The 20,801-nt window shown below is 44.2% G+C and carries 17 protein-coding genes; 15 read left to right on the top strand and 2 right to left on the bottom strand.

Annotated elements, in window-relative coordinates; translation table 11 throughout:
• Nucleotides 1-210 precede the first annotated feature (210 nt).
• Together FXF61_RS12475 and FXF61_RS15005 are read left to right on the top strand one after the other, a co-directional pair.
• Entirely contained in the window at nucleotides 211-4,218 is a 4,008-nt protein-coding gene (locus FXF61_RS12475) for a hypothetical protein (RefSeq protein WP_151185565.1), read from the top strand.
• Nucleotides 4,215-6,350: a hypothetical protein gene (locus FXF61_RS15005; RefSeq protein ID WP_218571809.1), complete on the top strand. Its 2,136-nt coding sequence runs from the start codon at nucleotides 4,215-4,217 to the stop codon at nucleotides 6,348-6,350. The genes FXF61_RS12475 and FXF61_RS15005 overlap by 4 nt, the downstream gene beginning before the upstream one ends.
• A gap of 94 nt (nucleotides 6,351-6,444) precedes the next feature.
• Here FXF61_RS15005 and nhaD read toward each other — a convergent pair whose 3' ends face one another.
• Nucleotides 6,445-7,893, bottom strand: a complete 1,449-nt coding sequence (gene nhaD / locus FXF61_RS12465) for a sodium:proton antiporter NhaD (RefSeq protein WP_151185564.1) — start codon at nucleotides 7,891-7,893, stop codon at nucleotides 6,445-6,447.
• A 542-nt stretch (nucleotides 7,894-8,435) separates the two neighbouring features.
• Nucleotides 8,436-9,374, bottom strand: coding sequence for a hypothetical protein (locus tag FXF61_RS12460; protein WP_151185563.1), 939 nt, complete (start codon nucleotides 9,372-9,374; stop codon nucleotides 8,436-8,438).
• A gap of 368 nt (nucleotides 9,375-9,742) precedes the next feature.
• Between FXF61_RS12460 and FXF61_RS12455 the strand changes: the two genes are divergently transcribed.
• From FXF61_RS12455 to FXF61_RS12410, 13 genes are all read left to right on the top strand, one after another.
• Nucleotides 9,743-9,949 carry an AlpA family transcriptional regulator gene (locus tag FXF61_RS12455; protein ID WP_151185562.1) on the top strand — a complete coding sequence of 69 codons (207 nt, stop codon included), beginning with the start codon at nucleotides 9,743-9,745 and terminating at the stop codon, nucleotides 9,947-9,949.
• A 397-nt stretch (nucleotides 9,950-10,346) separates the two neighbouring features.
• On the top strand, nucleotides 10,347-11,009 hold the full coding sequence (locus FXF61_RS12450; RefSeq protein ID WP_256663421.1) for an inovirus Gp2 family protein: 663 nt from the start codon (nucleotides 10,347-10,349) through the stop codon (nucleotides 11,007-11,009).
• A gap of 269 nt (nucleotides 11,010-11,278) precedes the next feature.
• The gene (locus tag FXF61_RS15140) at nucleotides 11,279-11,482 is read left to right on the top strand and encodes a helix-turn-helix domain-containing protein (RefSeq protein WP_256663420.1); all 204 of its coding nucleotides are present in this window, start codon (nucleotides 11,279-11,281) and stop codon (nucleotides 11,480-11,482) included.
• 2 nt (nucleotides 11,483-11,484) lie between these two features.
• A complete protein-coding gene (locus tag FXF61_RS15135) occupies nucleotides 11,485-11,982 on the top strand; it encodes a hypothetical protein (protein ID WP_256663419.1) in 498 nt (165 codons plus the stop codon).
• The gene (locus FXF61_RS15130; RefSeq protein ID WP_256663418.1) at nucleotides 11,983-13,005 is read left to right on the top strand and encodes a DNA glycosylase AlkZ-like family protein; all 1,023 of its coding nucleotides are present in this window, start codon (nucleotides 11,983-11,985) and stop codon (nucleotides 13,003-13,005) included.
• A gap of 194 nt (nucleotides 13,006-13,199) precedes the next feature.
• Nucleotides 13,200-14,927 carry a type I restriction-modification system subunit M gene (locus tag FXF61_RS12440; RefSeq protein ID WP_151185561.1) on the top strand — a complete coding sequence of 576 codons (1,728 nt, stop codon included), beginning with the start codon at nucleotides 13,200-13,202 and terminating at the stop codon, nucleotides 14,925-14,927.
• Nucleotides 14,920-16,188, top strand: coding sequence for a restriction endonuclease subunit S (locus tag FXF61_RS12435; protein ID WP_151185560.1), 1,269 nt, complete (start codon nucleotides 14,920-14,922; stop codon nucleotides 16,186-16,188). Before FXF61_RS12440 ends, FXF61_RS12435 begins: the two co-directional genes overlap by 8 nt.
• A 48-nt stretch (nucleotides 16,189-16,236) precedes the next feature.
• The gene (locus tag FXF61_RS12430; RefSeq protein WP_178087312.1) at nucleotides 16,237-16,542 is read left to right on the top strand and encodes a hypothetical protein; all 306 of its coding nucleotides are present in this window, start codon (nucleotides 16,237-16,239) and stop codon (nucleotides 16,540-16,542) included.
• 2 nt (nucleotides 16,543-16,544) lie between these two features.
• Nucleotides 16,545-16,853 carry a hypothetical protein gene (locus FXF61_RS12425; protein WP_151185558.1) on the top strand — a complete coding sequence of 103 codons (309 nt, stop codon included), beginning with the start codon at nucleotides 16,545-16,547 and terminating at the stop codon, nucleotides 16,851-16,853.
• 37 nt (nucleotides 16,854-16,890) lie between these two features.
• On the top strand, nucleotides 16,891-17,868 hold the full coding sequence (locus tag FXF61_RS12420; protein ID WP_151183574.1) for an IS5 family transposase: 978 nt from the start codon (nucleotides 16,891-16,893) through the stop codon (nucleotides 17,866-17,868).
• Between the two features lie 121 nt (nucleotides 17,869-17,989).
• Nucleotides 17,990-18,304 carry an ABC-three component system protein gene (locus tag FXF61_RS15340; protein WP_371921492.1) on the top strand — a complete coding sequence of 105 codons (315 nt, stop codon included), beginning with the start codon at nucleotides 17,990-17,992 and terminating at the stop codon, nucleotides 18,302-18,304.
• Nucleotides 18,298-18,813 carry an ABC-three component system middle component 5 gene (locus FXF61_RS12415; protein WP_151185557.1) on the top strand — a complete coding sequence of 172 codons (516 nt, stop codon included), beginning with the start codon at nucleotides 18,298-18,300 and terminating at the stop codon, nucleotides 18,811-18,813. Before FXF61_RS15340 ends, FXF61_RS12415 begins: the two co-directional genes overlap by 7 nt.
• Entirely contained in the window at nucleotides 18,810-20,699 is a 1,890-nt protein-coding gene (locus FXF61_RS12410; RefSeq protein WP_151185556.1) for an AAA family ATPase, read from the top strand. Before FXF61_RS12415 ends, FXF61_RS12410 begins: the two co-directional genes overlap by 4 nt.
• Nucleotides 20,700-20,801 lie beyond the last annotated feature (102 nt).

The raw sequence follows: 20,801 nt of genomic DNA, 5'->3' as shown, positions 1-20,801 counted from the left end.
GGTATTAGTGTGAAGCTGTATAGGTTGGCTTAAAAGATGCTGATTTAAGGGCGCTTACGTTTCTGTTTCTGCTGAACTGGATAATGCTATATAGCTAACCCAGCTATATAAAATACTAGAGCGACCGGATCTGTCGCTTAATCCTGCTGTAATCTTTGTTGACTAGATTCTAAGGCTTTAAAACGCTTAGAGAGTAAACAAGGAGCAGCTATGGCCCTATCAGCGCAACCTTTACCGGATGATTTACAGCAGGTGGTGAACCAAGCCCGTAAAAAAGCGGGTGAGTTTTATCAGTTTACTGAAGATGAAGCACCGCTGTTAATTCAGTCTCAGGATGGTACCGCCAGCGGTAAAACCTTCAGCGTTTTTTATCAATATCTCCATGCGGTGAACCCCGCTGTGTTGCCTGGGCAGGGGCATCGCAATTTGGTTTTTATTACGCCGCTCAAATCACAGATTGATTTGCCAGCAGAGATTATTGAGTTGGCTGAGCGCAAGCAGGTTAAGGTTTTGCCTTTTTTATCCATTGGTGACTTAGCTGACTTGGCTTTTATTCCTTGGGGGCAAGAGCAGCAAGGTGAAGAAGCCACTAATAAAAATCGCTACCAGCGCTGGATTAAGCAGGCAGCAGGGTTACTAAAACGCAGCTTAAATGATGGGCCCAACGCAGCCCTAGTGGCTTTTAACCGGCTAGAAGAAGAGCTGTTTACTCACGCGCGTCTTGAGAGACGCTTATCTGAAGAAGCGGATGCAGGCTTTGTTGATGAGCAGCAATTACTGCAAGATCAACTCGATAAAAGCAATTTTAATCTGGTGCGCCGTTTACAAGAGGCGTGTGTCGAACTGCTCAATGGGTTGAACACAGATATAGAGGGGCTGATTACTGCAGCAGAGCACGGTCATCAGGGCAAGGCGCAGCTGGCTGTTAGTATGTTGCAGCATCTGTTCCCGTTTCAGGCTGCCTTATATCAGCGCTGTATTTTACTGGCTACCACGAAGAAATTTGATGGCAGCGTAACTCTGCTACGCCAGAGTAAAGATGGGCGTTTTGTACACTATACGCGCCCTTTAGATTACCTATTAGGGCAGAAAAAAGTCTTGCCAGATAACCCTCTGGGAGAGCTGGCGCAGTTACCCGAAAGTGAACGCATAGACGCGTTAAAAACGCAGTATTTTGTGCATGATGCAGATTCACCTGTTGCCTTGCGCGATATTCGTTTTACATTGGTGCTGGATGAAGAGCATGACGCCTATGCCATCTTTCAGCAAAGCGTCACTAAAATACTGCTCAGTGATGATGTGCAGCTCCCTTCATTGTTAGCGACCTTGCATCGGGTGATCGAGTTTGTGGATGAGTGTGCGGATGATCCGCGCGCGCCGAATTACGAGGCGCTCAAAGACTATATCGATGAGATTAAAAAGGCCTTAGCCAAGTGTGATTTAAGGGCTGACTTTGAGCTCAAGCAGCTGACTCAATTGTTTCAAAATACCTTGCTGGACGTGGTGGTGGATGGGCGCAACACTGAGCAGGTGATTGCGCTGATTGGCAATGTGTTTAGTCATCAGATTCAGCGTTTTTATCGTGAAGCTGATTTGCGTCGTATTCGTTTACGCAGCCATGGCCGTTATTCGTATACTGAGATGTATGTGGCAGCTGATGACGCAGACGATAATAACTTTAGCCTTTATGAGTTGTATCAAACGGTGACGGCTGTCTTAGCGGCATCCGCCACTTTAGCGCAACCCAGTCATGTGCAACACATGCTATCCCAGCAAGAGCAGGCCAATCACAATAATCCGTTATCGCGCTTTATTGGTAAGGCGCAAGCGATCAAGGGTGAGGCCAAATACTTATTGGCTGGCCAAGGTGATCATGCGCAGTTTATTGATGATTTTTTTACTTATTTTCAGCCAAAAACCCTGTTTGCCTTGTCGCCGCGCGATCAGGTAATGATGAAGGCTGAGCAAGTCAAAGGCTGGATTTTACTCAAGTTTCGTATGGAGCTGATTAAGGAATTACCGGAAATTAGTCTATTGCGTATGCTGTATCAAACGCGCAATACAGTGACTTTACTTTCAGCGACTGCAGGATTTCCTAGCACCTATAATGGCCAATACAGTCGGCCTTTTTTAGAGCGTTATGCCAGTATTTTAGGCTTCCACACGCGTTGCCGTGATCTTGCGGCAACCGAGTCACTCGTCAGCGTACGCACACTGCGAAGTCAGATACGGCCGGTCAATATTGAAGTTTTTGATGAGCAGCAACTGCTGCTATCGCCTGTAGTGAATGAGCCAGCATTTGTGCGGGTGTATGAGCGCTGGCTGCAACTGCTACAGCCTTACCTACACGACATTAAGCACAATCGTTATCACAATCGTGAGTTTTGTCGGCATTTACAAGCTGTTATGTTGGCGGCCTATACTGAAAATCACTCTTTAAGTATTGGCTTAAGTGGTCGTTTTTTTCGAGTACTGGGCTTGTATTTGGATGCTCAAACACGCAGCTCCACCCCAGAACGGGGGCTGCTGATGATTGATAAACGCCAAGGTCAGGATTTGCATCGAGTCTTTGAGTTTCGGCCGTTTAAAGACAAAAATCCGCTGCGTGTGGTGATGTTTGATTCTAGGCTCAACCGTGAAGATCAGGTGCGTGAGTACCTGCGAGTTGATCGGCCTGATCTAACCATTTGCATGGTGTCGCACTTTAAAGGGGCGAGCACCGGGCTGAACCATTATGTGAGTTACCTGCTCGATGAGCGGGTGTTTCAGGTGGACTTTCAGCGATTGGTATTGGTGTGCAGCAGTTATTGGAGTCAGGTGACTCAGAAGGATACGCAGACGGGTAGCCGTAGCCGCAATACCTTGGCCAACTATATTACGTTGCTTAAACACTACAGTCATGGCCCTGTTTTGCGTCGTGTGGATGAGTTTGAGACTGATTTAGTCGATTCTTATGCAGGGCGCTTATTAGACAGGGAGCATGTTGTGGAGTTGCACAAAACAGCCATGCAAACCTTTGGGCGTACCGAGCGGCGCGATGCTCTGATGCAGGGCTATATTCAGCTGCCTTACGATGTGCAGCTTAATGCTATGCGGGTATTTCGTGATTTAAAACGTCATCCTGATGCCCAGGTGTTGCTAGCCTCCTTAAGTTTGCACAATCATGCGTGGGCCACGCATGCGTTGCATAACTTGCAGCAAGCCAGCTTTGCGGATGCGCAACAGCGCGGCTCTTTTGAGCACAAAGTGGAGCAAGCCTGCCAGCACTACGATGCGTTTGAAAAGATCTTTGTGCAGCAGATTTTACCGCAAGCGAAAGCGGGTGATTCTGATGCGATCGCCTTTAATGAGGCGCTGCGTCACAGTGATAGTTTTCAAAACCCTAAAGCTTATATGGCCCGCCTTCAGCGCACAGCGTGGGTTAAAAAAGATTCTTTTTTAGCGCACTGCATTGATCAGTTTTATCTCATCCGCGAGGCTGACTGGGAACAGGTGATTGTTGCGCATACTGCTGATGATCCTTATGGTTTAACTGACTTAGCCAGCGGCACCACGGCCTATCAGCCGGAGAAGTTGTTGCCACCCTACCATCAAGATATGAGTGACAATACGTTTGCTTTGGAGCAAAAGGTCTTCAGTGATTTCCGTAAGTTGAAGCCAGAGCCGCTGCAACACAATATGCCTGTCCCTAAATTGCTCCCACTGTTAATGGGTAATATCGGTGAGTGGCAAGTGCAGCGTGTGCTTGAGCATGCCGGCATTCAGGCGCTCACACCCCAGCAAGTGTGTGAGCAGCTTGGCAGTCATTATTATGAAGACTTTGATGTGTATTACCGGGTGGGTCAGCAGCTGATTGCTATTGATGCGAAGAACTGGCGCATGGGTGCTAATCACCGTCAGCAAGGGCAAGAGCTTCATGCTCAAGCACTGCAAAGGTTGCACAGGTTACAGCAGCTGAGTGTCAATAACCCGCAGATCCAGCAGGTGCACGCGGTGTATTTAAACACCCGTTACAGTCGCAATGCCTTGAATGACCGTGCCGAGCAAATGGCGCAAGAGCAGCTGTTTTATTTGAATTTGTTTAAATCCATTCCGCTTTATGAGTCTCATCACACATTAAAAGATCAAGCCAAGTTGCGTTATCAGTTACGTATAAGCCCAGCGCTCTTAGCGCTATTAGGCGCCGCTGAGAGTGATCCAAAAGGAGAACAAGAATGAAGAACAATGCATCGCATAAAGGCGGCTACCAGATTGATATGGCGGCTGAGTGGGGGCTGCAAGAGCCTGCCAATTATGCACCGCCGGCACGCACTCAGTTGTTTGACCTCAAAGAACCCGCCGAGCAGGTTTTGCAAAAACTCTTGGCGTTTCACGATGAAGAAGGCTGGGGTATTGATGCCTTTATTCTTGAGCGGCCTAAAGCGAAAGAGCAGGGTTGGGAGGCGCATCAGCAAGCTGTTTATAAGGAAATACGCCAAACAGTGGCTGAGAAAATCAGAGTTAAAGCAAGCTGCGCGTTAAAGTATGAGGTTTTACATGCGGGTGTGCGGTATTTGGTGATCTATCTGTCACCTCAAGCGCAGTTCACGATGCAAAAACTGCACGATATACAGCACTTTAATACCCATCAAATTGCGCAAACTGTATTGGCTTTAAGAATTAAATTGCTGTTACTTGCGGATGTAGCGCAGTACAGCGAGCTGGGTACAGTGGATTACAACAGTGAGCTGTATTTTGGCGCTGCCGTGCAACCTGGTGGGCCCAGCAAGAAAGGCGAGTTTTATATTGATGCACTTAAATACGAGCTATTTTATTCCCCTGATTTTCAAGACTTAACCTTTGAACTTTTTTTAAGCTGCTTTCGCGCAAAAAATGCAGGGCTTGGGCTGGTCGGTGATGAAGACCGCGTGCTGATTGCCAACCAAACCACGTTACAGGTGATTAAAAAAGTGGACGGGCGGCGGTACAGCAAGATGCCCTATATGCGCTTTGCCAATAAAGACTATGCAGGTTGCCGTAATCATGCCGAAAATCGCTTACAGCGACTCATCAGCAATATTTTAACCAGCAGTAAAATTGCTTTTACGCCGCGGGTGTATCAAACCACTCATTGTCAGTTGCAATTTGTAAGCGCTAAAGAAAAGCGCTTACAACGCCCGCTGCTGTTGATTGATAACCTCGGCGAGGTCGCTCATGCAGAGCAGCGGCAGGCTTTTTTACAGCAGCTAAAAACGGATCTGGCTGCGGCGGATATCATCCAGCCGACAGCCATTGAAGCGCTCAGCCCCCACTGCAATTATTTGGTCATTAATGCGGAGCAGAAAAAGAATGGCTCTAGCATTAGCGCACTGGCTGTGAATGATGAAGGTGAGCTTGAGCAAAAACAGTTAAATAGCTTCTGGCAAGCGTTGGCTTTTGCGCAAGGCAAAGAGCACAGCGGACAAACAGAGCGGCTGCAGCATTTAGATTATTACAGTCGGTTAAAAGTGAGCCGTCTGCTGTCATTTGAGCAGCATTATTCCAAGGTGTTACAAGGCCTTAATATTGATCTAAATAAAGTTGCACGCTTTAAGCCAGAAGCCGCGCCGATTATCGCGCCACAATTAGCCATGCTGCGTTATGAGCTAAGTTTAAAAGAGGCTGTGTTGGTGGATGGCTGTATTGATGGCTTCCAAGTGCCTGACGGTCAATTTATTTTGGTGGCGGTGCGCAACTTTAAAAAGGGTAAAGGCAAGGCCAGCTATATTGCCGTAACACACATTGAATTTAAGTCAGGGCGGCTTAGTATTTCACCAGCCAAACTGTACGACGATGAGCAGCGGGTGCGTTATGAAGTGCCTGGAATGAATACTGAGTGTGTTGACCGCTTACGCAATGACAGTTTTTATCTGGTGGATGTCGAGCAGCAGGTGGTTATCAGCCGCTATACAACGAATCGAGTGCCACAAATCATAGGCTCTGCCGAGCGCTGTAGCTTAGAAACAGCACGCGTCAATACTGGAAAAATTCAGAAAACTGGCCACCCGCAGCGTACTTGCCTGCCGTACTATCTGACGCCTAAGCCTAAAGGACACCCTAGCAGCCGCTATCAACAACTGTTTATACAAAAAAATGGTGATGAAGCTTTGCTGTTTTGTAGCACCAGCAATCAGATCAGCCAGTCGCCGCATAAGGCGATACGGGTTTACAATTTAGTGGCGAAAGATTTTTCAGGCCAACCAGTGGATGCGCTCAATACAGCGGCTGCACAATTGTTATTGCGCACCTATACGTTGGATTTGCTGCGCTATAAAGAGGTGACGCAAAGCTCTTTATTGGAGAAAATTGCGCGAATGATGCTGGAAAACTAATCGAAATGTGAGCTTGAGTAGGTAGAGCGGGAATACAGTAGAGATAAAATAAAAAAGGGCGCTAATGATGCGCCCTTTTTGTATGTAGCAGATATTAACCGTAGATATCAAACACACCTAAGATATTGCCTAACCACAGGTGAGTTAACATACTGGCGATATAGCCCAAGAAGATAACAGGCGTCCAGCGCAAGTGGCTCATAAAGGTATAGTGACCACGTGCTGCACCCATCAGGGCAACACCGGCAGCAGAACCAACAGACAATAGACTACCACCCACACCAGCTGCTAAGGTCACTAGCAACCAATGGCCATGGCTAATGGCTGGGTCCATTTGCAATACCGCAAACATCACAGGGATGTTATCGACAATCGCAGAAATGACACCGATACCAAATGCTGCAAGCGTTGCACCTAGACCGTCAAATAACATGACAGACACTAACTCGAGGTAGCCGAGGTAGCCCAAACCACCTACACACATCACTACGCCGTAGAAGAACAACAAGGTGTCCCACTCAGCACGGGCGACGTTTTTGAAGATATCAAAAGGCACGACGCTACCTAAGTAACGCAGTTTTTCTTGGTCGGCTTTGTGCTCGGCAGCTGTACGCTTTTTCGCCAAAGAGGATGGCAAGCTCATGCGTAAGAAGTAGCCGAAGAACTGCAAGTAACCCAAGCCGACCATCATGCCAAATACAGGCGGTAAGCCTAAGAACTGGTGGCCGCAAACCGCAGTAACAATGGTCAACAAGAAGAACGCCATAACGCGCTTAGCGCCACGCTTCATCTCAACTTCTTCGCTGATGCTGGCAGGTCTTCCCTTAGGAACAAAGAAACTCATAACCACTGCAGGTACTAAAAAGTTAACGACCGATGGTAAGAATAGGTCGAGGAACTCTAGGAATTGCACCTTACCGGCCTGCCATACCATTAGCGTGGTGATATCACCGAATGGGCTGAAAGCACCACCCGCGTTCGCAGCAACAACGATATTGACACAGCACATAGCAATAAAGCGGTCTTGGCCTTCGGCCACCTTGAGCACCACAGCACACATCAGCAAGGCGGTGGTCAAGTTATCTGCTACGGGCGAAATAAAGAACGATAAAATACCCGTTAACCAGAACAGTGATTGATAACTAAACCCTTTTCGCACCATCCATGCACGCAACGCTTCGAACACGCGACGCTCTTCCATAGCGCTGATATAGGTCATCGCCACCAGCAAAAAGAGCATCAGCTCACTAAATTCGAGGAAGTTGCCGCTAAAAGCCGACTTAGTTGCTGCAGGGTCAGTGCTAACGAGTCCGACCAGTACCCAAATTAGACCCGCACCAATAAGGACTGGCTTAGATTTACGTAGCTGCAGCTTTTCTTCGGCTACAACAACCATGTAGGCGATGGCAAAAACAAAAACTGCTAAATAACCTGCAAGGGTCGTTGTAGCATTTAAATGACCTGTTGCCTCACCAGACACGCTGGCCAATGCAGGCGTTGACAGCAACGCAGCAGCAACAAATATAAATAAACTTCGCAGCATAAGGTTTTCTCAAAGTTGGTCAAAGGGAATGTAGCAGTAAGGCACGGGCTACGGGCGGTTACAAATGGTAACAAAAAGCAAGACATTTCGCATGGGGTTCATCGAAATTCTTTTAGCAAAAACTTATCTAAAAATAAGTTTTTGCTAAAAGCCATGCGCAGCGCTGCTGGGCGCGGCAGGTTTGATACATCTGCTGTGCGAATCAAAATATGCGAATTGCTTAAATAGAGGTGTAAAAGCACGTTTCGTGCGGGAGAGGTGGGGCTGTGGCCGTTAGCCTTGGCGTGATAAATATCAGAGGTGTTTTGCTAACGGTGCATCTAAGGCTGTTAGAAACGCGCCTTTGATCGATTAAAAAGCCCTGATAAGTCAGGGCTTGAATGCAGCAGCAGTGGTGCGTATTTTGTCATCACTCGATGTTTTGCACCTGAATATTGAGTAGAATTTAAATATCTTTTAAAAACAATGGGTTATAGTATTTTAACATCCGTTATCATGAAAATACCCGCCGTAATACCCGCCGGTTGGGAATTTTAAATCCCTTATTCGCCATTTATGGCTCGCTGTAGTGCATTTGCTCTGTTCAGAACCTCTTTTATATAAATGTCGTTTTTTAGCTCTTCGTTGATCAGGATTGTGATTACATCTGTTTCAGTTAGGTTATTTGTATTTGCAAGTTTTTTGAGAGATTTAATAGTGCTCTCTGGTAGATCGAAGCTTTTTTGTTTTTTTCCTGACGTTTTGCGGTACTGATTTTGTTGCCAGTTTCTGCGTATTTTGTCTGTAATTGCTACTCGCTCTAGAGAGTTATGGCTAAATGCATCCAACCATATTAAAGCGTCTTCAATTGTCTCAAGATGAATGGGATCGAGTTTTATTAAAGTAAATTTATGAACGTTTTCTGAGATTATTTTCTTAAATGCTTTAGAAAAATGCTCTAGGAATTCTTTTGTATCTGCGTCAGCTATGCTTTTTAGCTCGTTTAGGCTTTCTATATTGGACCAGTCATTTTTCAATTTTCGTAGGGAGCTTTGGCGGCCCCGTCTGTCCCGCCTGCTTCCTCCCCTGCTGCGAATTACTCCCAGGTTGTACATCATTAAAAATTGCTTTTTGTTAGAGATGCCGTCTGTGTCTATCCATCCATAAGAAAACTGATTACGTAAAAATGCTTCGAGTCTTTTTGGCATTGGATCTTTGATCCATTGCGATTGATCGGCAGTGGATGCGTACTCTTGTATCGATTCTAATGTGTTCGTAAGCGTCTTTTTTTTACTTACCCGTTTGATTGTGGCTAGCTCATTAATGCAGGTCTGGATTAGTGCGTTCTTGTCTTTTGGTATGGACTTTGGGTATCTCCCCGACAGAAGTACTGCTGCAAGCATTAATTCATCAAGTTGCAGATTCTTGAGTAACTCCCTGCACTCAGGCTCTTCGTCGAAGCGGAGCTTGGCTTCATCTTTTGTATCCAAAGTTGAACTCATAATTAAATATCCTTTTGTATAGTGTTGGGAATATCAAGACCATTTCTAGATGTTATGTAGATGCTATCCAGCAGTTTTTTAGAGTGTTTATAATTGTTTTTTAGAGATAATCTAGATGTTTTTTAGAGATAATCTAGATGTGATAATAGCCGCTAATGTCTTTGTTTATAGGGGTTTTGGTGCTAAATATACGTGTCTATTAATTTACTGTGGCAGGATGATATTGTCTAGAAGTTTTATGAGGCTAAGTTTTTTGAGTTTTATACTATGCGTAATGACTGGAGCTGCTTTTAGTCGGGTCGGGTGTATAGCGAGTTAAAAAAATACTAACAAGGCACTTGGTATGTCAAAACATACCGAGGTGCAACATGAAGCTACTGAAAATGAGAGATGTCATGGCTCTGACTAGCTTGGCTAAGTCAACTATTTATAAATACATTGATACCGAAGGATTCCCTAAGCAGGTCAAGCTAGGGAGTGGTTCTGTTGCTTGGGTTGAAGGCGAGGTGTTGGACTGGATAGAAGCGAAAATCGCTCAGCGTGATGCGCCGATAATGGAGCGGGGCTCAGCTTGATTTTTTGATGACTGAATAATCTTTACCAGACTAAATTAGAATTTTCACTTTACAGCGTAAGCGTGGGTGCCGAACCTTTCAGCTCCAGTAAGTCGTGTGAACTCTGCCGTCATGGCATGACATTTTCTCGGTTATAGCTTTATGCTTTATGTACGCCAGTACGAGCATTATGCTTTATGTACGCCAGTACGAGCATTTATAATTGAAACTCTACGGCTAACTCATACCGTACATATACCTACGAATTAGCAGTTTCTAAGCTGCTGTCAAACGATACTCAATACTTTTCATCCCCCGACACACAGAGCTGAATGCTAACCCATTCAAGCATTACCTATTGATGTGCCTGGTGAGAATACGTTTGAGTATCCGTCAAGCTGATGAGGATCGGTACTGCATGTTTACCTTCAAGATAAAGGTAACGGCAATGTACAAATATTCAGATGAGTTGATTAGAGGGTTTTCTTACAGGGGTTACCCTCTGATGCGTGACAAGGGTCCATTTGTTCGCAGTTATTTGGATAAGATCATCGATGTTATGAACTCCTCAATCAATGATCACTCAAGGACTTTTGCTTTTAGAGTTGACCTAAAGCTGCCCAAGGATTTTGAGTTACTTTCAAAGGACCGATTGATTGACCGGTTCATATCTTCGTTTAAGTCCAAGATAGACCATGCACGCAGGAGAGCTAGACGTGATAATAAATACGCTCATCGTTCTAGTGTACGGTACGTATGGGCGCGTGAAGAGGTGCAAACGGGTAGGCCGCACTATCACTTTGTGTTTTTTCTGAATCACGATGCGTTTAACGTTATTGGTAAGTATGAGCAAGGTAGACCTAACACCTTTAATAGATTGATCGAGGCTTGGGCTGCAGCTTTGGGTATTACAGCTGAGGAGGTTCTAGGTTTAGTCCACCTGCCTAAGAATGCTACTTATCTCATCACTGAGAGGGATCTGGATAGTCAAGATGCTTTGTTCGAAAGGGCGAGTTACTTGGCCAAGGATGCAACCAAGGTGAGAGGCAGCAGGCATTGCTTTGGTGGCAGTCGGCGCTAAATTGACATAGGTGTAACGTGCCAGCTCATTGTTTGTAATTAGCAGTGATTTGGTGCGGTATGCTTGTCTAAGTTGAGCAGGCTCGCGCAGGGCGTGGTTTTCATTGATGTGGAAATAGAAGCGATTCTATGCGGTTCCTATGCTCGAATAGCTTCAAGCGTTGCATAGACTTAGCTAAGAAGCCTGTGAATATTTAAACTAGAATTAAACACATTAAATAAACTATTTTCGTGATGTCACATAAATAGCTGCTGCTTCAGAGGTTGTTAATGGACCAAGATAGCAACGAGCTCCAAGAGCTTATCCAGCAAGGTGAGAGCCTGACGCTAGAATTCAAAAGTGATGTGAAGAGGCTGCCTGATCGAGATTTGATTGCGGCTGTGGTGTCTTTAGCTAATACCGAGGGTGGCAGCCTCTTGCTGGGTGTGTGGAGGACGATGGTGAAGTCACTGGACTGCATCGTAGCCATTTGAACATGCAGGGCTTAGCTGCATTTATAGCCAACAAAGCCACGCCATCAGTTTCTGTAGAAGTTATCGAACACAGCATAAATGGCTGCGTGGTTGCACAGATTGTCGTGCAGAAGTCACGACCGCTTATTTCAACGTCTGAAGGCTTGTTACAACGCCGCAGGCTTAAAGCTGATGGTACGCCTGAAGCTGTTCCTTTTTATCCGTATGAGTTTACCCAGCGCCAGTCATCAATGAACTTGGTTGACCCGTCAGCGACCTTGGTAGAACAAGTCGAGGTAGAGCAGCTTGATCCCATCCAAAGGCTACGTATACGCAATGCTATTAAAAAGTATGGCGGTGATCAGAGTCTTCTGCCGCTAGCGGATGAAGAGTTAGACAATGCACTAGGCTTGGTCATGGATCGCAATGGAGAGCGTCATCCTACCGTTGCAGGGCTGTTATTGCTCGGTACTGAATCACTACTGCGACAGCACCTGCCAAGCTGCGAGGTGGCGTTTTAGGTGTTACGTGGCACCGATGTCCAGGTCAATGAGTTTTATCGTAAGCCGCTGCTTGAGACCTTTGAGGAGGTGGATTTACAGTTCAGACCTTGGATTATTGAAGAAGAGATCCAGGTTGGTTTGTTCCGTGTCCCTGTACCTAATCATGATCGCCGTGGTTTTCGTGAAGCCTTTGTTAATGCGCTGGTACACCGTGACTACAGCATGCTCGGTGCGGTTCACGTAAAGCTGGATGACGATGGCCTTAACATCAGTAGCCCAGGTGGATTTATTGATGGGGTGAATCTGACAAATTTGCTAGTGGTATCACCACGATCACGCAACCCATTGTTAGCTGACATTATTAAGCGCATCGGTTTAGCGGAAAGAACGGGGCGTGGTATCGACCGTATTTTTGAAGGGATGCTGCGCTATGGCCGCCCAGCACCGGATTACTCGTTGTCTAACAGCTATACAGTCAGTCTGAGCTTATCCAATGCAGCCCCTGATTTAGAGTTTCTGAAAATGGTAGTCGAGCATGAGGATAAATTGGGCGGATTACCAATTGACTCACTGATCATCTTGTCACGCTTGCGAGAAGAGCGCCGCTTAACTACAGCTGACTTTGTTGAGTCTGTGCAAAAGACTGAAACCAATGTGCGTGCCACTTTAGAGAAATTGGTTGAAATAGGATTACTGGAGTCGCATGGCACCGGTAGAGGACGTACCTACACCTTAAGTGCACAGCTTTACCAAAGCGCTGGCCAGCAAGCAGAGTACATTCGCCAGGCTGGCTTTAGTCCCATTCAGCACGAGCAAATGGTCCTTAACTATATTGATAAGCATGGTGCTATTCAGCGTTCGGGTGTTGCTGACCTGTGCCGTATCAGTCCACCGCAGGCAACACGCTTACTGAAGCGTTTAGTGGAGAATCAAGATATAAAGCCTGTTGCGGCGGTAGAAGTACGCGTTATGAGCGGGTTACTTAATTGTTCGTTCGTATTCGTGCGCTTTCGTTCGTATTCGTTCGATTGCAATACATAAGCTTATTAGTAGCATGTCAAAACTGAAACCAGATAAAGCCTGACTTCCCCAACCCTAGCTTTAGCGCTATGCTCGACCGCATTCAAACCCTTTATCTACAGGCCGTTCCGCCAACCTTACTGACCCATCTAAAGTGAGTCATATAGCTGAGAACTGCCTATCCTGTTGTTACCGCTGTACATGGAACCCCGTTAATGAGCCAGAAAGTCACCCTGCAACAACTTGAGTCCTTTTTATGGGAAGCCGCGGATATTTTGCGCGGCAACATGGATGCCTCTGAATTTAAAGATTATATCTTCGGCATGATGTTCTTAAAGCGCCTATCCGATGCCTTTGATGAAGCTAAAGAAGGTGTGGTCGCCTATTACATCGGTACCGGTAAGACTGAAGCGCAAGCGCTTGAGCTAGCGGATGATGAAGACGAATACGACACCACCTTTTATATCCCACCGATTGCGCGCTGGGATGCGATTAAAGACCTTAAGCACGACATCGGCGCCGAGCTGAACAAAGCCATGGAAGCCATCGAAGAACACAACGCCTCGCTGGAAGGTGTGTTGGTATCTATCGACTTCAATATCAAAAACAAACTGTCGGATAAAAAGCTGCGTGATTTGCTCAGCCACTTCAGCCGCCACCGTCTGCGCAATAAAGACTTTGAGCGCCCTGATTTATTAGGCACGGCTTACGAATACCTGATTAAGATGTTTGCCGACAGCGCCGGTAAAAAAGGCGGTGAGTTCTATACGCCATCGGAAGTGGTCGAGCTATTAGTCACCTTGCTTAAACCGCAGCCCGGTATGCGCATCTATGACCCGACTGTAGGTTCTGGCGGAATGTTGGTGCAAACCCGTAACTACTTGGAACGGCACGGCGAAAACCCATCGAACCTCTCCTTGTTCGGCCAAGAGATGAACCTCAACACCTGGGCCATCTGCAAGATGAATATGTTCTTGCACGGTGTCTACAGCGCCGATATTCGCAAAGGCGATACTTTGGGCAATCCGCAACACACCCAAGGCGGTGAGCTGATGACCTTTGACCGGGTGATCGCCAACCCACCGTTTAGCTTAAAGAAGTGGGGCAAAGACGAAGCCGATGCTGACCCTTACGGTCGCTTCCCCTACGGCACGCCACCGAAAGATTCTGGCGACTTAGCTTTTGTGCAGCACATGATCGCCAGCCTTAACGCTGAAGGCATGGCCGGTGTGGTGATGCCGCATGGCGTGCTGTTCCGAGGTTCCAGCGAAAAAGCCATCCGCCAAGGCATCCTTGAAGACGACCTAATGGAAGCCGTTATCGGCCTGCCTTCTGGCTTATTTTATGGCACAGGCATTCCTGCTTGTTTATTGATTATCAACAAAAACAAACCCGCCGAACGCAAAGGCAAAGTGCTGTTTATTAATGGCGAACTGGACTACCAAGAAGGCAAAAACCAAAACACCCTGCGCTCACAAGATATAGAAAAAATCGTCAGCACCTTTGAGCAGTACACAGATATTAAACGCTACTCCAAAGTATTCACCTTGGCCGAGATTGCCGAAAACGATTACAACCTCAACATCCGCCGCTATGCCGACACCAGCCCACCACCGGAAATATTCGACGTGCGCGCCATCCTCCACGGCGGCATTCCTGTGCGCGAAGTAGAAGATGACTACATCCGCCAAGAAATACTTGGCGACTTTGATATAAGCAGCGTGTTTGTTACTCGTGATGCGGACTATTACTTGTTCAAATCCGAAATAGAAAGCAAAGAACAGATTCGCGAAACCGTGCCAACCGACACCGCCGCCAGCGTCATCACCCAACTGGAACACTGGTGGGATAAATACCGCGTATCACTCAATGAACTGGACGCCGAAGTCGCCGAAGCAGAAAAAATAATGCGCGGGTATTTAAAGGAGCTGGGATATGAATAATTTAGTTCCTAAAGGTTGGTCGTATGACCAGCTCGGAGATTACATATCTGAATCTGTTACTGGTGAGTGGGGTGCTGAAGCTGTTGGTGATGCGAATGACATTCCTGTACTGCGATCAACAAACTTCACAGCAAACGGAATCATTGACTATTCAAAATTAGCGTACCGTAATATTGACGAGCGGAAACGCCTCGCAAAATCTCTAAAATTTGGTGATATAGTTTTAGAAAAATCAGGAGGCAGTCCAACTCAACCAGTTGGACGAGTGGTTTATTTTGATAAGTACAAACCCTTCCTCTTCTCAAATTTTACGCAGAAACTCTCTCCTGTAGATACGTGCGACAGCAAGTTCTTGTTTTATAAGCTTTACTCTGAGTACCAGAACGGAACCGTACTAAAGTTTCAGCAACAAACTACTGGAATTATTAACTTTCAGTTGGCGGAGTACCTAAGTTATAAATCAGCTTTCCCCCCCCTCCCCGAACAACAAAAAATCGCCACCATCCTAACCTCCGTCGATACCGTCATCGAAAAAATACGCGCCCAAATCGACAAACTCAAACACCTAAAAATCGGCATGATGCAACAACTCCTCACCCAAGGCATCGGCCACACCGAATTCAAAAACACCCCCATAGGGCGAATACCGAAAACATGGAAAGTTATATCTCTTGGCAAAGCAGGTAGCTGGAAAGGTGGCGGCACGCCAAGTAAAGCAAACAAAGAGTTTTGGAACGGCAACATACCTTGGGTTTCGCCTAAAGATATGAAATCGGAATTTATCGAAAAAACAGAAGATTATATTACCGAGCACGCCATAACTGCCTCATCAACCAACAACGTGCCAGCAAGTTCTATTTTAATCGTCGCAAGAAGTGGCATTTTAAAACACACCTTACCTGTAGCCATAGCCGCTGTTGACGTAACGATAAACCAAGACATGAAAGCCTTGATTGTTAATGACAAAGTGCTAGCTTTATACCTGTTTCATTATTTACAAGCGAATAACCATAAAGTGCTTCGCGCTACCTTAAAGGCAGGGAATACAGTGGAAAGCCTAGATTTTTCAGAGTTTAGCCAGTATCAAATACCACTACCACCAGTTAGTGAACAACAAAAAATTATTGATGTTATGGAATCAATCGCAAATCGGTTGCGTTCAAAACAACAGCTATTAAAAAGCTATGAACTAACTAAAAAAGCACTAATGCAAGATTTGCTGACTGGCAAGGTTCGAGTTCACAGACCATATGAAGTCTAAATTTATAAAAAAACACCAACAATAACTAGATCAAGGGTGAATAAAATAGTGATGGAAAATATCTGGATAAAAGCAATAAAAACAACTGGTGCTGTCGGTGTTGTTGGATTTTTGCTTAGTTTTCTAATAAATCATTTATTTAATGAAAAGATAGTTGAAGCTCTCGGTTCAGAAAGATTATTTTTTGCCATCGTTTTGATAATATGTGGTCTTGTAATTGCTTTAATGCTTGCAATCAGCAAAGAAAAAAATAATAAAGAAAAATCAGATACACCAAAGTCTAACAGCTCCAATAAAAAAATAGAGATCAGCTATGGCAATCAATCAACTCATAACGGCGATAATAATTTTTAGCTATGAGCAATAAAATAAGTATTACTTACGACGGCGCTTCCCATAACGGCGATAATAATTTCATCACATTAAGCTCGTTAGAGCAGGCTATTGAACAGATAAAAAAGTATTTGAGTGGTGATAAAAGCGCTGTGGATATTATTGATGACCTTGCCGATTATATTACTGAATATCCAAACCGTGAAATTATTGGTCTTGAAAAAAAGCTCATCAAAGGTGATAGATTAGACCTAAAAGAACGCGCTATTTTTTTAAAAAATAAATTTGAGGAAACACTGAACAAACCCCAAGCGGGCTGCAGCCTTTGGTAAAATAGTCCAATCCGTAATTAGTATCGAGTCCACAGTCATGCAAATCACTTTCGCCGAAGCCGAGTTCGTCAGCAAAAAGAAGCAAACCCGTAGGGATCGACTGTTGATGGACCTGGAAACTCTGGTGCCTTGGTCTGTTCTGGAATCAGTGATTGAGCCGTACTATCCGAAATCTGACGGCAAACGAGGTCGTCCGACTATGGGGCTTTCTCGCATGTTACGTATGTACATCCTACAGCAGGTCATGGGGTTTTCCGATGAAGGAACTGAGGATGCCGTTTATGACAGCGCAGCAATTCAGCTGTTTATGGATATTGATCTTGGGCGTGATGCCGTGCCGGATGCGACCACTTTGTTGCGTTTTCGTCGTCTGCTGGAAACTCACAGCTTGACTCAACAAATTTTTGCTGCGGTCAATTACCAACTGGCGAGCAAGGGCTTGTACCTCAAGGAAGGCACGGTGGTTGACGCTACAATTATTGCCGCACCACCTTCCACCAAGAATAAGAGTAAAAGCCGTGATCCGCAAATGCGCTCCACTAAGAAAGGCAATCAGTATTACTTTGGCATGAAAGCTCACATCGGTGTTGATGCGGCTAGCGGTTTGGTGCACACACTGGTCACCACTGCGGCCAACGTGCACGACGTGAACCAAGCTCATGCTTTGCTACACGGCGAGGAACAGCAGGTATACGGTGATTCTGGTTATCTGGGGGCTGACAAACGGGAAGAAAATAAGGATAAAGATGTGGAGTGGGTGGTAGCCATGCGCCATGGAAAGCGTCGAAAGCTGCGCGATAGCGGCACAGAAGAAGGTCAACTGGCTGACAAAATCGAAAAATTAAAGAGCCGGATACGCGCCAAGGTTGAGCATCCCTTTTACTGGGTCAAAGTGCACTTTGGTCACCGCAAGACTCGCTACCGTGGCTTGGCGAAAAACACAGCCCATCTCTATAGCCTGTTTGCCTTGGCAAACCTGTTCTTGTCGAAGCGATGTATGCCGTTGGCGGGATAAATCCGCCTAAAAACCGGTAAGCTGCCGGGAAAAGCAGCAAAAACGGGTAAAACTGCTGATAAAAAGGTTTTTTATGGCCCTGAAGTTGAAATTTAAGAGCTGAATTTTAAATCCGCATGGATTGGCTGGTTTGATTGGTTTTATTCAGCGTTTCCTTGAACGCAGAGTTGCTAAAAACCAAATGTCACTGATTGAGCAACATGTATACGTGCAAATATTGTCTGCAATTAGCTCCATTTGGCATTCAAAAGTAAAACCACTGATTGATACAGAGGTATCTAGAGTGGAAATTGACTCAACAATTCAGGTAGATTTAGTCGAGCCAATCCATAAAGCAGTTGTAAGGTACGATACATTGATAACATATGAAACAGTAAGTGGAATGCTTTATTTCCTCACAGGAAAGTGCCATTTAGAATGGTCTAAAACATGCTGATATATCACCCTGCTCAAGATATTAATCATTGTGTTTATCGACTTTTGTTGATTTTGGAATTTTCTGAACATGAGAAGCTAAGTATAGATGTATACAGGATGATAGATTTTTATACTCTATTTCCAAGTCTTTTAAAATTGATTACGCCACTCCCCCAGTCTCTGAGCACTTTGCGTAAAGAATTTTCAAACATTCCTGAACCATTTGAGTCACTTAGGAATATTAAACGTATTTTGTACGAGTTAGAGTCATTTCAATCTACTGCAATACAAAATTTAATTGCAAAAGAATTGCTCAGCAAAGAAGATTTTGAGAGTGGATTTTTGAAGCGGACTGAAAAAGGGCTACTAACATCATTTATGGAACAGGCTCTTTCAGGGAGACTAGTTAGTGAACGCTGGTTCCAAATTTTAATTAATGAATTTCCTAAAGTTAAGTTTGCAGGACGTGATGGTCTTAAGTCGCGTACAGGGCTGATGGAATATAGATATGATATGGTGAAAGCATGAGTCAGTTTACACTTTTTGTGGATAGGTTCGCAGTATATGCTGCTGGCAAATTTGTATATGATCAAACTTTTAAATCCGGGATTAATATCATAAGAGGTGCCAACGGTACTGGTAAGTCAACAATAATGGATTTGTTAACTTACGGCTTAGGCTCAGAAACAGCTGACTGGACAGATGAACAAGCACGTTGTGACTATGTGATCACTCAAGTATCAGTAAATAACACCCCGATTACATTAAAGAGAAACATAACCCATACAGGGCAAGAACATATTCAATTTTTTGATGGTGATTTTGATAGGGCCATAAACTCTATTGATGGGTGGCAAAAATATCCTATGCGTCGAAATAATGATGTGCATAGTTATTCTCAGCATATGTTTGAATTATTAAACATGCCTAGATACAAAACGAATGATGACAACAATCTTACTATGCACCAAATCCTGAGACTAATGTATGTAGATCAGCTGTCTGCAACTACTAAGCTTTTAAAAGAAGATCAAAAGTTTGATAACGTAACAACACGGAGAGCTATTGGCGAATACTTATTAGGAATTGATACTTTAGAAGCATTTAACATTCGTCAAGAATTAATTCAAGCCAATAAAGATTTTGAAAAGATAGATGCTGAATTAACAGCTATCTACAGAATGTTTGGAAGTAATGAAAGTTTGATTAGTGAGTCATCACTAAACAGTGAAATCAAAGAAATTCAAAAGAATATTATCAATCTTGAGTTAGCAAAAGAATCAACTAGAACAGCAACGATTGATGATATTTCTGAAAAAGTGTTACTTAGAATAAAGGAGCTAACTGAAATTGTAGATAAAAAATCTGACGAAATAGTAGCCCTTGAATCTACAAGGCGAGAACTTCAAATTGAACTAAAAGAAACTGCTATGTTTTTAAGGTCCATAGAAGAGCGCAAGGTTGCATTATCAGAGTCTCAGTTAGCTTACTCGACTTTAGGAGAAATATCGTTTAAATACTGCCCTTCATGCTTGGAGCCAATTAAAGTATATAATGAATGTTTCTGTAATTTATGTAAGACACCTAATAAAAATGGAGAAAATGGATATGGCTACTCTCAGTTACTGAATGAATTAAACTTTCAAATTAATGAGAGCAAAAAGCTCATTGAATCTTTTGAAGCCGACATCAATAAAATAAATGGTAACTTACCAAAAATACGACAACAGCTAATATTTGCTAAGACAGAACTAAAAGAAATAAATACATCTTCAGATGAAAAGGAAGCAAAACTGTTAGGTCTAGCTTCTGAAATAGGGTTTAGTAACAGCCAAATAGTTTTTCTCGAAGAAAAGAGAGAGCAAGCACAAAAGGTTGATTTATTAAAGCAAAAAAAGTTAGAAGCCAACCAGCGTCTATCTAATTTACACTCTCAGCTAGATGAAATTACAGCACGACAAGAAAGTAGGTATTTAAGCGTTTACAACTCGATAGAGTCTAAGGCTATTGAATTATTAAAATTAGATGGTGGGTATGAAAAAGCGTTTAAAGATCCAGAGGAAGTGACGTTTGATTTTGCTAAAGACAAAATGTTTGTAAATGGGCGCAGTAAATTTTCAGCTAGTTCAATGGTAGTTATGAAAAATAGTATTCGGTTTTCTATTTTTGCTCATGCAGCAGATGATCAATTTTCTAGACTGCCTAATTTACTACTCATGGACAATATGGAGGATAAGGGAATGCAACCAGAGCGTAGTCAAAACTTTCAAGAACAAATAGTAAATGTATCGAAGAATATTAAAAATAATTTTCAACTAATTTATACGACATCCATGATAGCTGATGATTTAGAAGGCAGTGAGTTGTGTGTAGGTCCATTTTATAAAAAAGGCACCCATACGCTTGAGTTTTAATGAGGGAATTGTCAAATAGCGAACATAATAACTCTCTTCTTTTCAAGACGAAGTGTCAGATCTGGTCTGAACTAATCCACTTTATATTTGAAGATGTTATGT

It is taken from the genome of Pseudomonas sp. C27(2019), from assembly GCF_008807395.1.
In the GTDB taxonomy this organism is placed as follows: domain Bacteria; phylum Pseudomonadota; class Gammaproteobacteria; order Pseudomonadales; family Pseudomonadaceae; genus Denitrificimonas.
Note: the sequence above shows the minus strand (reverse complement) of the source record. Positions and strands in the feature narration are given on the sequence as shown.